Below are 14,705 nucleotides of genomic sequence, written 5' to 3' on the forward strand. Positions count from 1 at the left end.
CTACTGGATCCTATTGGGCCTGGTTCCACCGCTCGGCGATGTCGCCGTAGCGCGCCAGCACCGTCGCCCGAAGCTCCGGGTCCGTCCGCGGCACCGGCTCGATGAACACCTCGGTGACGTCGTGGAACTTCTCGGTGAGTTCGGCCGCCAGCCGGACGCAGGCGCGCTCGAGATCGCCGGCGCCGAGCGCGTCGTCGAAGTCGACGCGGGTGCAGACCAGCACCTGGTCGGTGCCCATCAGCATCGTCTGCAGGTCGACGACGGCCTCGATCTCCGTCGCCGACGAGAGGTGCTCGCGAATGCCGCGGACGATCTGCGGGTCGGCTTGACGCCCGATGAGCAGGCCGCGGTTCGTCCGGCCGAGCAAGTACGCGACGAAGGCGAGCAGCAGTCCGATGGCGATCGACGCGGCGCCGTCCCAGATCTCCGAACCGGTGAGCTGGTGCAGCAGGATGCCGAGGAACGCGAGCAGGAGGCCGATCAGCGCGGCCGAGTCCTCGAACAGCACGGTCTTCGGCGTGGGGTCGTCGATCATGCGGAGGTATGCCGAAAACGACCGGTTCTCGGCCTTGGACTCCTTGACCACCTGGCGCACCGCCTGCACCCAGGACGTGCCTTCGAGGCAGAAGGCGATCGCCAGCACGATGTAGCTGAAGATCGACGTGCTCTGGGCCTCGCCGTGGCCCAGCACGGTCGAAACGCCCTCGTAGAGCGCGAACATCGAACCCGAGGCGAAGATCGACACGGCGGCGAGCAGCGCCCAGAAGTAGCGCTCCTTGCCGTAGCCGAAGGGGTGCACGCGGTCAGCCGGACGCGCCGACCGCTTGAGCGCCGTCAGCAGCAGCACCTCGGTGAACGTGTCGGCCACCGAGTGCGCCGCTTCGGAGAGCATCGCGCCGGAGCCCGTGATGAGACCCGCGATCAGCTTCAGCACGGCGATCGCCAGGTTCACGCCGCCCGCGAGCACTACGGTCAGGGTGCTTTCGCCGCCGGAGTTCCCGTTGTCCTCGGTCACCCTGCCGAGCGTAATGGTCAGAGGCGGCGCAGGCCGTGCAGCACGCGTTCCATGAGCGCCATCGCCGGACGACCCTCGGCGCTGACACGCGTGTCGTGGATCGTGACCAGCCCCTGCTCGGCCATGTCGTCGAGCAGGACCCGGACGACGCCGAGCGGCACGCTGAGCGTGGCCGCGACCTCGGCGACCGAGCGCGGGCGGTGGCACAGCGTCCGCACCGAGCGGAACTCGCCGGTCAGCCGGGCGCCGTTCCAGTGCGCGCCGGCGCGCGTCGAGACGAGCGCTTCGATCGCCAGGTGCCGCCGCGACTGCGTCCGGCCGCGGGTCAGGACGTACGGGCGGACGAGCGTGCGCTGGGTGGGCACGTGGCCGGCGGGCTCGGCGATCCGGTGTTCCTCGATGGGCGGGACGTCGCGGAGAGCGTGCCGGCCGGTGGACGGGAGATGATCTTCCCCGCGCCCGGCCGCCGTGGTCCGCAGGTCCTCGCGCATCCTCGCTGCCCCCTGATTCCGTGATCGTCGAAGTGGCCTCGCTGGCAGCGGTGGCGGCGAGGAAAGGCCAGGATACGCCGGATGCGGACGCTTTTGGCCAACGTTTGTTCTTGGCGTGATGGGCCATTTCGGTGAATATCATGAACATTATTCGGGTAATCGATTGCCGTGACAAAATCCCAGCTAGCGGTCGTATGTCAAGGCTGGTGACAACCAGTAGCTCGGCGGCTACAAATACGGGAAGCGGCGGTGTGAATGGCACCGCCTGCGTTTTCCGGCAATGAAAACGGCCCCGGCCAGGAAGTCCTGACCGGGGCCGTGCGCACTTCCCGCGTCACTCCTGCGCGAGCGACGGCACCCCGAGAGCGATCGGCTTCGGCTCCGGCTTGCGCTTGACCGATTCGAGCAGCATCTGCGCGACGTCGACGATCTCGACCTTCTCGCTCGCGCCGCCGTCGGCCTGGCGCGCCGTGAGGCCGTCGTTCAGCATCACCTTGCAGAACGGGCAGCCCGTCGCGATCTTCGACGGCGCGGTGCCGAGGGCTTCGTCGACGCGCTCGACGTTGATCCGCTTGCCAATCTTCTCTTCCATCCACATCCGCGCGCCACCGGCGCCGCAGCACATCGACTTGTCGCCGTGGCGCGGCATCTCGCGCAGCCGCGCGCCGGTCGCGCCGACGAGCTCGCGCGGGGCCTCGTAGACCTTGTTGTGGCGGCCGAGGTAGCACGGGTCGTGGTAGGTGACGTCCTCGGCGACCGGGGCCACCGGCACCAGCTGCTTCTCCCGGACCAGCCGGTTGAGCAGCTGCGTGTGGTGCACGACGTCGAACTGGCCGCCCAGCTCCGGGTACTCGTTGGCGAGGGTGTTGAAGCAGTGCGCGCAGGTCACGACGACCTTGCGCGCCTTGCGCTCACGGCCTTCGAACACCGAATTCAGGATCTCGACGTTCTGCTGTGCCAGCATCTGGAACAGGAACTCGTTGCCCGCGCGGCGCGCCGGGTCACCGGTGCAGGACTCCTCCGAACCGAGCACGGTGTACTTGACGCCCGCCATGTGCAGCAGCTCCGCGACCGCCCGTGTCGTCTTCTTCGCGCGGTCCTCGAACGCGCCGGCGCAGCCGACCCAGAAGAGGTACTCGGTGTCGCCGAGGTCGCCGTCGAACACCGGCACCTCGAAGTCGAGGTCTTCGGTCCAGGCCAGCCGGTCCTTGGCGTTCTGGCCCCACGGGTTGCCCTTGTTCTCCAGGTTCTTGAACATGCCGTTCAGCTCGCTGGGGAACGACGATTCGATCATCACCTGGTAGCGGCGCATGTCGACGATGTGGTCGACGTGCTCGATGTCGACCGGGCACTGCTCGACGCACGCGCCGCAGCTGGTGCAGGACCACAGGACGTCGGGGTCGATGACACCGCCGTCATCGCCGATCAGGGCCTTCTGCGACTCGGCGATCGCCAGGACGTCGATGCCCGCGTACATGTCGTCGCCGGACAGGCCGACCTCGTCACCGGCCATGTCCCGCTTGCCGCCGGCCATCAGGTACGGCGCCTTCGCGTAGGCGTGGTCACGCAGCTGCGTGATGACCAGCTTCGGCGACAGCGGCTTGCCCGTGTTCCACGCCGGGCACTGCTCCTGGCAGCGGCCGCACTCGGTGCACGTCGAGAAGTCCAGCCAGCCCTTCCAGCTGAAGTCCTCGATCTTGCCGACGCCGAAGGTGTCCTCGTCCGGGTCGGCTTCCTCGAGGTCGAGGACCTTGCCGCCGCTCATCATCGGCTTGAGCGCGCCCAGTGCGACGCCGCCGTCGGCCTCGCGCTTGAAGTAGATGTTGAAGAACGCGCTGAACCGGTGCCAGGCGATGCCCATGGTCATCGTGCGGGCGACGACGATCAGCCAGACCGTGGCGCTCATCAGCTTGACGAACGCGAAGACCGTGACCAGGTTCGGGCTGGCGGGCAGCAGCTGGCCGATCGGGTTCGAGACAAAGGACGCCCACAGCGGCCCTTCGTGGGTGTTCAGCGCGGACTTCGCGGCGCGGACGCCGATGATGCCGATGCCCTCGATCAGGACGACGGCCTCGATGAAGTACGCCCACTTGAAGTTGGAGCCCTGGAAGCGGCTCTGGCGGTCGGCGCGGCGCGGGTGGTTGCGCTGGCGGATCGCCATCAGCACCAGGATGCCGACGATCGTGCCGACCCCGAGCAGCTCCATGAGCAGCTGGAACGGCGGGAAGTCGTCGAGGACCGGCCAGCCCCACGTCGGGACGAAGACCTCGCCGTAGGCCTCGAACAGGGCGAGCGAGCCGAGCAGGAAGCCCCACATGACCAGCCAGTGCGCCGGACCGACGCTGCGCTTGCGGTTCATCCGCGTGTGCGCGGCGAACTCCTTGATCAGCGTCGTCATGCGCGCCGTGAAGGGGCCGTTGCGCGTCGAGTCGGGCTGCCCGAGGCGGATCACCCGCACGAAACGGGCGATCGTCGCGGCGAACATGCCCCAGGCGACGAGGCCGAGCACGACGGAGATCCCGCCGAGCGTCAGTTGCAGAGCGCCCATCGTTCGGGTGCCTTTCGTCCGGAAAGAACTGTGGTGGTGCCGGGAGACTAACCTTCCTTACTGATGAGTAACCCGTTGAGTGGCCCTAAGTCCCACCGATGTGGTGTACGTCGCTCTTTGTTTCGGGACGATCGTTCAGGTAGTTTTCACCCTATGGGTGCGTACCTTCTGCTCGCGCTGGCGATCGCCGCCGAGGTCTCCGCGACGGTGTCGCTGAAGCTCTCCGAGGGCTTCTCCAAGCTCGGGCCGTCGATCGTCGTGGTGGCCGGGTACGCCGTGGCCTTCGTGGCGCTGTCGTACGTCCTGAAGATGGGGTTGCCGATCGGCGTCGCGTATGCGATCTGGGCCGCGGCCGGCGTCGCGCTGGTGGCGATCGTCGGCGTCGTGTTCCTGAAGGAGCCGGTCAACGCGGCCATGATCGCCGGGCTGGCGCTGGTCATCGGCGGTGTCGTGCTGATCGAGATCGGGAGTGCGTCGACGTGAAACTGCAGGTCGACGGCCGCAAGGCCCGCGGCGACAAGCGGCGCGCGGAGATCATCGAGGCGACGCTGCGGGTGATCGAGCGTGACGGCGTCGCGGGCGTGACGCACCGGATCGTCGCGGCCGAGGCCGGCGTGCCGACGACGTCCACGACGTACCACTTCTCGTCGCTGGACGACCTGCTGATCGCGACGCTCATCTCGTGCGCCCGCGACATGGCGACCGAGGTCTACTGGATGATCGACCGGGCGCGGTCACGCGGTTCCCGCGGCGCCGAGGAGGTCGCGGGCCTGCTCGCGGAGGCGCTGGGGCCGCGGCGCGGGCGGACGATGGCCGAGTACGAGCTCTATCTCCTGGCGGCGCGGAAGCCCGAGCTGCGTCCGGCCGCGCGTCGCTGGCTGGACGTCCTGACGTCGATGGTCCGCCACGACGACGAGGTGGCGTTCCGGGTGTTCCTCGCGGGCATCGACGGGCTGCTGATCCAGGGCCTGATCGACGACGAGCCGCCGTCCGCGGACGAGCTGCGCCCGGTCGTGGACTACCTGCTGAAACCTCGGTGAAACACCGCAGCTCTACCGTCGGCGCATGACGACGAAACAGGAAGCCGCCGAAGCCGTCCTGGCCGCCAAGACCCGCCTCGGGCTCACCTGGGCCGAGCTCGCGCAGACCCTGGACGCGCCCCTGGCGTGGACGACGTCCGCGCTGCTCGGGCAGCACCCGGTGCCGGCCGAGCTGGCGGCGAAGGCCGCGCGGATCCTGGAGCTGGACGACGGCGCCGAGGCGGCGTTGCGCCTGCAGCCGACGCGTGGCGCGCTGGCCGACGTGGTGCCCACCGACCCGACGATCTACCGCTTCTACGAGGTGCTCCAGGTCTACGGGCCGACGATCAAGGAGCTGATCCACGAGCAGTTCGGCGACGGGATCATGAGCGCGATCAACTTCAAGCTCGACGTCTCGCGCCGCGAAGACCCGGGCGGCGAGCGCGTGGTCGTCACGCTGGACGGGAAGTTCCTGAAATATCAGTGGGGCTGAACCCGGGCCGTGGATTAGCTTGCCGGTCATGCGGACCTTCGGTGACTACGAACTCGACGACGATCGCACGCGGCTGGACCTCGAAGTGGTGTGGAAGTTCCTCTCCACCGAGGCCTACTGGGGCCGCTGGCGCACGCGTTCGCAGGTCGAGGCCGCGATCGACGGCTCGTGGCGGGTCGTCGGCGCCTACCGCGGTGGTTCGATGGTCGGGTTCGCCCGTGCCTTCTCCGACGGCGTTTCGTCCGCCTACCTCGCCGACGTGTTCGTCGTCGACTCGGCGCGCGGGAGTGGTCTCGGCAAGGAGATCGTGCGGGAGATGATCGACAACGGGCCCGGCGCGGGATTTCGTTGGATGCTGCACACGGCCGACGCGCACGGGCTGTACCGGCAGTTCGGCTTCGGCGAGCACACCAAGGGCCGTTACCTGGAGCGTGAGGGCGTCAACCAGGAAGCCCTGCGCTGAAGCGCCGCCCGGCACCGATCCGTCCCGGTGCCGGGCCCGCTCACGGAACTCAGCCCTTGTTCTCGTACACCGGCGTGATCACCGCGCGAGCCAAGGTGTGGCCGAACATGGTGAAGCCCAGGAACGCGGGCGTCGCGTCCTCCGGCACGTCCAGCCTGTCGACGTCGAGCGCGTGCACCGCGAAGTAATAACGGTGCGGGCCGTGCCCGGGCGGGGGCGCCGCGCCGAGGTACTGCTTGACCCCGCCGTCGCCCTTCAGCGTGACCGCTCCTTCGGGGAGGCCGGAACCGTCGCCCGCGCCGGAGGGCAGCTCCGTCAGCGACGGCGGGAGGTTGAACACCGCCCAGTGCCAGAACCCGCTGCCCGTCGGGGCGTCCGGGTCGTAGCACGTGACCGCGAAGCTCTTCGTCTCCGCCGGGAAGCCGGCCCAGGCCAGGTGCGGCGAACGGTCTTCGCCGCCGGCGCCGAAGATGCCGGAGAGGTGGGGCGTGGCCAGGGTTTCGCCGTCGGCGACATCGCTGCTGCGAACGGTGAAGGACGGCACGTCGGGCAGGGATTCGTACGGGCCGGGTGCTTGCGGCATGGATCCTCCTGATCACGGAACTGGAGCCTGGCGCCAGGCTAGGCCCCCTGAGCCACCCCCGCGTGTCAGGGACGGATCTCAGGGTCTTTCGGGGGGTTACCCCCATGTGCCGTCCTCGCACCTGGCCATACCGTTTCTCACGCAGAGGAAACATCACTGAGGGGACCAACGACCATGGCGCGCCCGCTTCTGGCTCTGGGTGGCATCGTCCTGATCGGCGTCGGCCTGGCGACCGCGTTCGGCTGGGGCTGGGGATCGGACTTCGAGAACACCAAGACCCTTTCGGAGGCCATCCACAGCGTGAAGCTCGAAGGCGACTCGGGGTCGGTGAAGATCCGCACCGGCACGGGACCGTCGACGGTGCACGAAAAGGTCAGTTACCACTGGCGCAGCAAGCCGGGCGAGACGTTCTTCCACGTCGACGGCGACCAGCTCGTGCTGACCGGCTGCGGGAACAACTGCTCGGCCGACTTCGAGGTGGTCGTGCCCGCGGGCGTGCCGGTGACCGGCCGGATGGACTCGGGCGGCCTCGACGTCGCCGGGGTGGCGAGCGTGGACGTCCAGTCGGACTCCGGCCACGCCCGCGTCGAAGACGTGCCCGGCCTGGTGAAGCTGCGGCTGGAGAGCGGCGGGATCGACCTGTCGGACGTCGGCGAGGTCCAGGTGCAGGCCGACTCGGGCACCATCAAGGCGTCCGACGTGCGCGGGCCGGTCGACGTGACGTCGTCGAGCGGGAGCGTCGACTTCACGTTGAAGCAGGCCAACAACGTCAAGATCAAGGCGGACAGCGGCAGCGTCGACGTCGAGGTGCCGGGCGGGCCGTACCGCGTCGTCGGCGACAGCGACAGCGGGCACCGCACCGTCGAGGTCCCGACCGACGGCTCCGCGCCGAACACGCTCGACCTGACGACCGAGAGCGGCAGCGTCACGGTCCGCGCGGCCTGACCTTTTCCTTACCACGGGGGCATTTCACCATGCGCAAGATCGAACGGCGGGTGCTGGCGGCCGCGCTGCTGGGCGCCGTCGCGATGTTCGGAATCGTGGGGGTCACGCGGGGGGAGAGGTCCGCGGCGCCGGCGCAGGGGGTGCCGGTCGCCGCGGATTCCCACTATCGAGTGACTTCCTGGGTTGGTACTCCGGCGGAAGTCGTCGTACAGCAAGGAAACCCTGATTTCTTCCTCTCCTCCTGGACCGGCCGCCGCTCCTGAACTGTCGGAGGTCGCTGTTAGGAAGGAGGCACGCCGAAGGACGGCGTGCAGGGGGAGGAACCAGATCATGGACGTGCGCCGGCGGCGCTGCTGACCCGCGCCGACGACGGCCACACCGGGCTGTTCACCCCGGCGTGCGCCCGCGAGGCCGAGGTCAACTACCTGGTGAGCGGCGTCACACCGGCTCGGGGTCACATCTGCCGCTGAACCCGGGAACAAGAACCCGGACCGGCTCGTTAGGCTGGGTACGAAGGTTGAGTGCAGTCGACTCAAGTCCGACTTGACGGGACGCACGAAGGCCCGACTAAACTTGCCACGGCCTCGCTCAAGGCGAGGACGAACGTGCAGGTCACGAACCGAGCAGGCTTACACAGGAGGAAAGCACCATGGCGCGAGCGGTCGGCATCGACCTCGGCACGACCAACTCGGTCGTCGCCGTCCTTGAGGGCGGCGAGCCGACGGTCATCGCCAACTCGGAAGGCTCCCGGACCACCCCGTCGATCGTCGCCTTCGCCAAGAACGGCGAAGTGCTGACCGGTCAGCCGGCGAAGAACCAGGCCGTGACGAACGTCGACCGGACGATCCGGTCCGTGAAGCGGCACATCGGCACCGACTGGAAGACCGAGATCGACGGCAAGAACTACACGTCGCAGGAGATCAGCGCCCGGGTGCTGATGAAGCTCAAGCGTGACGCCGAGGCGTACCTGGGCGAGACCATCACCGACGCGGTGATCACCGTCCCGGCGTACTTCGAGGACGCGCAGCGGCAGGCCACCAAGGAGGCCGGGCAGATCGCCGGCCTGAACGTGCTCCGCATCGTCAACGAGCCGACCGCCGCCGCGCTGGCGTACGGCCTGGACAAGGGCGAGAAGGAGCAGACCATCCTGGTCTTCGACCTCGGTGGCGGCACCTTCGACGTCTCGCTGCTGGAAATCGGCGAGGGCGTCGTCGAGGTCCGCGCGACCTCCGGTGACAACCACCTCGGTGGTGACGACTGGGACGAGCGCATCGTCAAGTGGCTGGTCGACAAGTTCAAGGCCACGAACGGCATCGACCTGACCAAGGACAAGATGGCGCTGCAGCGCATCCGCGAGGCGGCGGAGAAGGCCAAGATCGAGCTGTCCAGCTCGAACTCGGCCGGCATCAACCTGCCGTACATCACGGTCGACGCCGACAAGAACCCGCTGTTCCTCGACGAGCAGCTCTCGCGCGCCGAGTTCCAGAAGATCACCTCGGACCTGCTGGACCGCACCAAGGCGCCGTTCAACAACGTCATCCGGGACGCGGGCATCTCCGTCGGCGACATCGACCACGTCGTGCTCGTCGGTGGTTCCACCCGCATGCCGGCCGTCGCCGAGCTGGTCAAGGAGCTGACCGGCGGCCGCGAGCCGAACAAGGGCGTCAACCCGGACGAGGTCGTCGCGGTCGGCGCGGCGCTGCAGGCCGGTGTCCTCAAGGGCGAGGTCAAGGACGTCCTGCTGCTGGACGTGACCCCGCTGTCGCTGGGCATCGAGACCAAGGGCGGCGTGTTCACCAAGCTCATCGAGCGCAACACCACGATCCCGACCAAGCGCTCGGAGATCTTCTCCACCGCGGACGACAACCAGCCGTCGGTGCAGATCCAGGTGTTCCAGGGTGAGCGCGAGATCGCCGCGCACAACAAGAAGCTCGGCATGTTCGAGCTGACCGGTCTCCCGCCGGCCCCGCGTGGCGTGCCGCAGATCGAGGTCACCTTCGACATCGACGCCAACGGCATCGTGCACGTGACCGCGAAGGACCTGGGCACGAACAAGGAGCAGTCGATGACGATCACCGGTGGCTCCGCGCTGCCGAAGGACGACATCGAGCGCATGGTCAAGGACGCCGAGGCGCACGCCGAGGAGGACAAGACCCGCCGCGAAGAGGCCGAGACCCGCAACCAGGCCGAGACGCTGGTCTACCAGACCGAGAAGTTCCTCAAGGACAACGACGACAAGCTGCCCGAGGACCTCAAGGGCAAGGTCAAGTCCGCGATCGACGAGTCGAACGAGGCGCTCAAGGGCACCGACTCGGCGAAGATCCGCGAGTCGATCGAGAAGCTGAACACCGCTTCGCAGGAGCTGGGCACCGCCCTGTACGCCAACGCGAACGCTGACGCTGCCGCGGGTGCGGCCGGCGCTTCGGGGGCAGCCGGCGGCGACGCCGGTGCGGCCGGCGGCCAGGCCAAGGCCGATGACGTGGTGGACGCCGAGATCGTCGAAGAGGACGAGAAGAAGTGACCCACAGCTACGACGAATCCGAGAACCAGGGCCGCGGCCCCGAGGAGCCGGTGGTCGTGCGGGATCGGCGGCGGGTGGACCCCCAGACCGGGCAGGTCCGCCCGCCCGGTCCGGCCCACGCGGCGCCGGAGCCGGAGGAGGCGCCCGTGGAGCACGCGGGCCCCTCGCTCGGCGAATCCATTGTGGACGATTCGGTGTCGGTCGTCTCCGACGTCGAGAAGGAGCTGGCCGAGCGCACCGCCGACCTCCAGCGCCTGCAGGCGGAGTACGCCAACTACCGCAAGCGCGTCGAGCGTGACCGCGAGGCGGTCGTCCTCGGCGCCAAGGCGACGGTGGTGAACGACCTGCTGCCGCTGCTCGACGACCTCGAGCGGGCCGAGCAGCACGGTGACCTCACCGGCGCGTTCAAGGCCGTCGGCGAAAAGCTGATCAGCGGCCTGCAGCGCGCGGGGCTCGAGTCGTTCGGCGCCGAAGGCGAGGTTTTCGACCCGAGCGTGCACGAGGCCGTGCAGCACAACACCTCGCCGGACGTGGCGGGCCCGACGGTCACCGTGGTCATGCGCCGCGGCTACCGGTTCGGGGACCGCGTACTGCGGGCGGCGCTGGTCGGCGTGACCGACCACGAGCCCGGCGCGGCCCCGGTGGACCCGTCCGCCGGTGGCGAGCTGCCACTCGGCGAACGCCTCGATGACCAGCAACAGTAAGCATTATCCGGCTCAAGTGGGAGGAGGAGACGCCCGATGAGTGCACGGGAATGGATCGGTAAGGACTTCTACCGTGAACTGGGCGTCTCCTCCGACGCCACCGCGGACGAGATCAAGAAGGCCTACCGCAAGCTGGCCAAGGAGAACCACCCGGACGCGAACTCCGGCAACGCGCAGGCGGAGCAGAAGTTCAAAGCGGTCTCCGAGGCTTACGGCGTGCTCTCCGACGCGAGCAAGCGCAAGGAGTACGACGAAGCGCGGCGGATGTTCGGCGGCGCCGGGGGCGGGTTCAACTTCCCCGGTGGCGGCGGCACCGGCAGCTTCGACGTCGGCGACATCTTCGGCCAGGCCGGCGCCGGTCAGCAGGGCGGCTTCGGCGGGCTCGGCGACATCCTCGGCGGGCTGTTCAACCGCGGCCGGACGACGGCGGGCGCGACGGCGAACCGGCCGCAGCGCGGCGCCGACGTCGAGACGGACGTCCGGATCGACTTCGTCGAGGCGGTCAAGGGCGCGACCCTGCCGCTGCGGCTGTCGAGCCCGGCGACCTGTTCGACGTGCGGCGGCAACGGCGCGAAGCCGGGGACGTCGCCGCGGACCTGCCCGACCTGCAGTGGTTCGGGGCTGGTCAGCCGCAGCCAGGGCGCGTTCGCGTTCTCGGAGCCGTGCCGCGACTGCCGCGGCCGCGGGACGATCATCGACGACCCGTGCCCGGAGTGCGGTGGCGAAGGCGTCAGCACGAGGACGCGCACGCTGACCGTCCGGATCCCGCCGGGCGTCGACGACGACCAGCGGATCCGGCTGGCCGGCCAAGGCGAACCGGGCCGGGGTGGCGCGCAGGCGGGCGATCTGTACGTCCGGGTGCACGTGGCTCCGCACGCGTTGTTCGGGCGCAAGGGGCTCGACCTCACGATCACCGTGCCGGTCGACTTCACCGAGCTGACGCTCGGCACCACGATCACGGTGCCGACGCTCGAGGGCAAGGTCTCGCTCAAGGTGCCGCCGGGCACCGCGAGCGGGCGGGTGCTGCGCGTGCGCGGCAAGGGCATCGCCAAGCGCGACGGCTCGCAAGGTGATCTGCTCGTCACCCTCCAGGCGGCGATCCCCGCCAAACTGGACGGCAAGGCGCGCGAAGCACTGCAGGCGTACGCCGAGTCGATGGCCGGGCACGACCCCCGGCCCGAGATCACTGAGCTGCTCGAAGGCAGGTGAGTGGGATGTTCGGCGGGATTCCCCAGGGGGGCGACGAAGAGACCCCGGTGTTCGTCATCTCGGTGGCGGCCCAGCTCGCTGGCATGCACGCGCAGACGTTGCGCACCTACGACCGGCAGGGCCTGGTGTCGCCGGGCCGGACCGCCGGTGGCGGGCGGCGCTACTCGATGCGGGACATCGCGCTGCTGCGCGAAGTCCAGCGCCTGTCGCAGGAGGACGGCGTCAACCTCGCCGGGATCAAGCGCATCATCGAGCTGGAGAACCAGGTCGACGCGCTGCGGGCCCGGCTGTCGGAGATCACCGAGGAGCTGGCCGCGGCTTACGCGGCCGCCGAACAGGGCGTGGCGGCCGCGCACGCGTCCTACCGCCGGGACCTGGTGCCGCTCAACCAGCAGACGGCGATGGTGGTCTGGCGTCCCAAGCGCCGCTGACGTTTCGACACACCGAAGGGCCTACCCGAACTTCTCGGGGAGGCCTTCGTGCGTCACAGCCGATCGAATACACGAAGACCGCGAGCAGCCGGGCAGAGGCTGCTCGCGGTCCGCGCCGCGGGGACGTCACACCTTGAAGTTCAACAGCTGCTTGACCTCGGCGCTCCGCGACTCGATGACCCGCCGCGCCAGGTCGCGGGCCTGGGCGTTGATCCCGCCGCTCGTGCCGTTCTCCGTCTGGGCCAGCTCGACCGCGCCCTGCTGCTGGCCGGACAGGACGTCGAGGAACTTGCGGGAGAACTCCGCGTCGGGAGCCGCCTGAAGCGCGCTCACCAGGTCCGGCGACGTCATCTTCATGCCGCCGTGGGCCGCGTGGGCCTGGGGGTTCAGGTCCATCGTCTCAGGCTGGCCCCACGCCTTCAGCCAGTTCTGCATGTCGGCGATCTCGGTCTGCTGGGTCGACGCGATCGCCGCCGCCAGCTCCTTCAGGGGTGCCGGGAGCTGCCGGTCGGCCGCCAGGCGGACGATGTCGATGCCCTGCTGGTTCTGGGGGATCAGCATCTGCAGGAACATCACGTCGGCCGCGTTGTAGGCGGGCGGGGCCGCCGTCGCGCTGCAACCGGCCAGCAGCAGGCCGACGACGGCCATCAGCACTCTCACTGACGCTGCCAGAGGGCAGGCGTGTTCGGCGGCTCCCAGCCCGCGATCGCCGTGTGCGCCTGGAGGCAGCGGTAGCTCACGCCGTTGTACGTCACGACGTCACCGGCCTTGTACGCCGTGCCGGCCGTCCACGTGCCGCTCGACGGCGGTGTCGTCGTCGGGGGCGGGGTCGTGGTGGGCGGCGGGGTCGTGGTCAGTGGCGGCGTGGTGGTCGGCGGCGGCGTGCCACCTCCGCCGATCTGGAGGTCGACGCAGCTGTAGAACGCGTTGGCCGTGTCGGAGATGTTCCAGATCGCCAGCACCTTCACCCGGCCCGAGTAGCCGGCCAGGTTCACCGTGTGCGAAACGGTCGCCGGTGGCTGCTGGTTGTTGCCGGGGATGTTCGCGACGCGGGTGTTCCCGATGTAGTACTCGTAGCTCGCGGTCGCGTGCCGGGCGGTGAACACCCAGTTGAACGTCACCGTCGTGCCGACGGACTTGGCAGGCCACGGCTTGGACTCGTCGGACAGCTGCGAGAAGCGGGAGTTGCCGCCGTCGCAGCTGCGCAGGCCCTTCGGACCTTCGACGCTCTGGGGCTCGTAGACGATGTCGCCGCAGTCCGGGACCTTCCCGGCCGCGCAGTTGGCCTGCCGGCTGGGCGGGTCGGAGATGTAGCCGTGGGCGCTCGCGGTGGTGGCGGGGAGGACGACGACCAGCACCGGGGCGAGCAGGACACCGGCGGAGGCCGCGAAGAGCTTGCGTTTCCAGGTCATTTCGGCTCCTCGAGGGGGAACAGCGTTGTTCCAAGGGGAGGACGAACGAGCACATCCGGGAAAGATGTGGTCTAGACCATAAGGTGATTCGGGCACAACGGTCAACGAACTACGACCATTCGGCGAAAAGGCTCGCCCGCTCGGCTCAGTGCGAAGGTCGGGCCGGTTGCTGCAGGTGTTCGCCGAAGAACGCCGTCACCCGGCGCCACGCGTCCTCGGACGCTTCGTGGTGGTAGGTGAACCCGACGACCTTGAGCAGCAGGTTCAGCGGCGGCGCGACCTCGATCTTGTTCGCGAACCCGTGACTGGCGCCGGGGTACTCCTTGACGTCGTGCGGGATTTCACGCTCGGTGAGCGCCGTCTCGAGCTTCGCCGCCGCGCCGCGTAGCGAGAAGTCCTTCTTGCCGAAGCTCGCGACGATCGGGCAGGCGTCGTCGAGCACCGACAGGTTCTTCGGCAGCTGCCCGTAGTACGGCGCGGACGCCTCGAAGCCGCGTGACGCCGCGACGAGCGCGAAGCCGCCGCCCAGGCAGAACCCGGCGATGCCGATCCGGCCCGAGCAGTCCGGGCGGGCGGCCAGGAGCGCGCGGGACGCCTCGATGTCGTCGAACGTCCGGCCCTGGTTCGCGAACATGTCCGAGAACACGCGTCGCACGCAGCGGCGCATCCCGCCGCGTGCGTACAGGTCCGGGCTGAGCGCGAGGTAGCCCTCGGCGGCGAAGCGGTCGGTGATGTTCTTCGTGTCCTGGCTCAGCCCGAACGCGTCGTGGATGAGCACCACGCCCGGGTGCGGTCCTTCGCCCGGCGGCTCCGCCAGGTAGCCGCCGATCGTGCCGTCCGAAACCGGAATAGTCATCTCCATATCGGCGAA

The 14,705-nt window shown here is 69.0% G+C and carries 18 protein-coding genes; 11 read left to right on the forward strand and 7 right to left on the reverse strand.

All coding sequences use genetic code 11. The annotated features are described in order from the left end of the window. Positions 1–10 precede the first annotated feature (10 nt). From OG738_RS12355 to OG738_RS12365, 3 genes are all read right to left on the reverse strand, one after another. The gene (locus tag OG738_RS12355; protein WP_329053748.1) at positions 11–1,015 is read right to left on the reverse strand and encodes a cation diffusion facilitator family transporter; all 1,005 of its coding nucleotides are present in this window, start codon (positions 1,013–1,015) and stop codon (positions 11–13) included. A 17-nt stretch (positions 1,016–1,032) separates the two neighbouring features. Next, positions 1,033–1,506, reverse strand: a complete 474-nt coding sequence (locus OG738_RS12360) for a DUF742 domain-containing protein (RefSeq protein WP_329053750.1) — start codon at positions 1,504–1,506, stop codon at positions 1,033–1,035. A gap of 334 nt (positions 1,507–1,840) precedes the next feature. Beyond that, the gene (locus OG738_RS12365) at positions 1,841–4,054 is read right to left on the reverse strand and encodes a (Fe-S)-binding protein (protein WP_329053752.1); all 2,214 of its coding nucleotides are present in this window, start codon (positions 4,052–4,054) and stop codon (positions 1,841–1,843) included. A 153-nt stretch (positions 4,055–4,207) separates the two neighbouring features. Here OG738_RS12365 and OG738_RS12370 point away from each other — a divergent pair, with 153 nt between their 5' ends. Genes OG738_RS12370 through OG738_RS12385 form a run of 4 tightly spaced genes read left to right on the forward strand, consistent with a single transcriptional unit; the run spans position 4,208 to position 6,029 of the window. After that, entirely contained in the window at positions 4,208–4,537 is a 330-nt protein-coding gene (locus tag OG738_RS12370) for a DMT family transporter (protein ID WP_086671101.1), read from the forward strand. After that, positions 4,534–5,094, forward strand: coding sequence for a TetR/AcrR family transcriptional regulator (locus tag OG738_RS12375; protein ID WP_285477525.1), 561 nt, complete (start codon positions 4,534–4,536; stop codon positions 5,092–5,094). The genes OG738_RS12370 and OG738_RS12375 overlap by 4 nt, the downstream gene beginning before the upstream one ends. A 25-nt stretch (positions 5,095–5,119) precedes the next feature. Beyond that, complete coding sequence (gene cynS / locus OG738_RS12380; RefSeq protein WP_329053754.1) at positions 5,120–5,566, forward strand: cyanase; 447 nt, start codon at positions 5,120–5,122, stop codon at positions 5,564–5,566. A gap of 28 nt (positions 5,567–5,594) precedes the next feature. Next, entirely contained in the window at positions 5,595–6,029 is a 435-nt protein-coding gene (locus OG738_RS12385) for a GNAT family N-acetyltransferase (RefSeq protein WP_329053756.1), read from the forward strand. A 49-nt stretch (positions 6,030–6,078) separates the two neighbouring features. Here the strand turns inward: OG738_RS12385 and OG738_RS12390 are convergent, their stop codons facing one another. Then, a complete protein-coding gene (locus OG738_RS12390; protein WP_329053758.1) occupies positions 6,079–6,612 on the reverse strand; it encodes a YbhB/YbcL family Raf kinase inhibitor-like protein in 534 nt (177 codons plus the stop codon). A 174-nt stretch (positions 6,613–6,786) separates the two neighbouring features. On the opposite strand from OG738_RS12390, the gene OG738_RS12395 reads away from it, so the two are divergent. The 7 genes from OG738_RS12395 to OG738_RS12425 all read left to right on the forward strand — a co-directional run bounded on the left by OG738_RS12395 (position 6,787) and on the right by OG738_RS12425 (position 12,422). Continuing rightward, positions 6,787–7,557 (forward strand): DUF4097 family beta strand repeat-containing protein, encoded by a 771-nt coding sequence (locus OG738_RS12395; protein ID WP_329053760.1) that lies wholly within the window; start codon positions 6,787–6,789, stop codon positions 7,555–7,557. A 29-nt stretch (positions 7,558–7,586) separates the two neighbouring features. After that, the gene (locus OG738_RS12400) at positions 7,587–7,820 is read left to right on the forward strand and encodes a hypothetical protein (RefSeq protein WP_329053761.1); all 234 of its coding nucleotides are present in this window, start codon (positions 7,587–7,589) and stop codon (positions 7,818–7,820) included. 45 nt (positions 7,821–7,865) lie between these two features. Beyond that, positions 7,866–8,027 carry an alpha/beta hydrolase gene (locus tag OG738_RS12405; RefSeq protein ID WP_329053762.1) on the forward strand — a complete coding sequence of 54 codons (162 nt, stop codon included), beginning with the start codon at positions 7,866–7,868 and terminating at the stop codon, positions 8,025–8,027. Positions 8,028–8,206: 179 nt separating this feature from the next. Then, a complete protein-coding gene (gene dnaK / locus OG738_RS12410) occupies positions 8,207–10,078 on the forward strand; it encodes a molecular chaperone DnaK (RefSeq protein ID WP_329053764.1) in 1,872 nt (623 codons plus the stop codon). Further along, positions 10,075–10,782 (forward strand): nucleotide exchange factor GrpE, encoded by a 708-nt coding sequence (gene grpE, locus OG738_RS12415; protein WP_329053766.1) that lies wholly within the window; start codon positions 10,075–10,077, stop codon positions 10,780–10,782. Before dnaK ends, grpE begins: the two co-directional genes overlap by 4 nt. Positions 10,783–10,818: 36 nt before the next feature. Continuing rightward, on the forward strand, positions 10,819–11,991 hold the full coding sequence (dnaJ, locus tag OG738_RS12420) for a molecular chaperone DnaJ (protein ID WP_329053767.1): 1,173 nt from the start codon (positions 10,819–10,821) through the stop codon (positions 11,989–11,991). Positions 11,992–11,996: 5 nt separating this feature from the next. Then, positions 11,997–12,422: a heat shock protein transcriptional repressor HspR gene (locus OG738_RS12425; protein WP_329053769.1), complete on the forward strand. Its 426-nt coding sequence runs from the start codon at positions 11,997–11,999 to the stop codon at positions 12,420–12,422. A 126-nt stretch (positions 12,423–12,548) separates the two neighbouring features. Here OG738_RS12425 and OG738_RS12430 read toward each other — a convergent pair whose 3' ends face one another. The 3 genes from OG738_RS12430 to OG738_RS12440 all read right to left on the reverse strand — a co-directional run bounded on the left by OG738_RS12430 (position 12,549) and on the right by OG738_RS12440 (position 14,696). Beyond that, on the reverse strand, positions 12,549–13,070 hold the full coding sequence (locus tag OG738_RS12430) for a DUF305 domain-containing protein (protein WP_329053771.1): 522 nt from the start codon (positions 13,068–13,070) through the stop codon (positions 12,549–12,551). 8 nt (positions 13,071–13,078) lie between these two features. After that, positions 13,079–13,834, reverse strand: a complete 756-nt coding sequence (locus OG738_RS12435) for a lytic polysaccharide monooxygenase (RefSeq protein WP_329053773.1) — start codon at positions 13,832–13,834, stop codon at positions 13,079–13,081. Positions 13,835–13,979: 145 nt separating this feature from the next. Next, entirely contained in the window at positions 13,980–14,696 is a 717-nt protein-coding gene (locus OG738_RS12440; RefSeq protein WP_329053775.1) for a dienelactone hydrolase family protein, read from the reverse strand. Between the last annotated feature and the right edge of the window lie 9 nt (positions 14,697–14,705).

This window comes from Amycolatopsis sp. NBC_01488 (assembly GCF_036227105.1).
Classification (GTDB): Bacteria; Actinomycetota; Actinomycetes; order Mycobacteriales; family Pseudonocardiaceae; genus Amycolatopsis.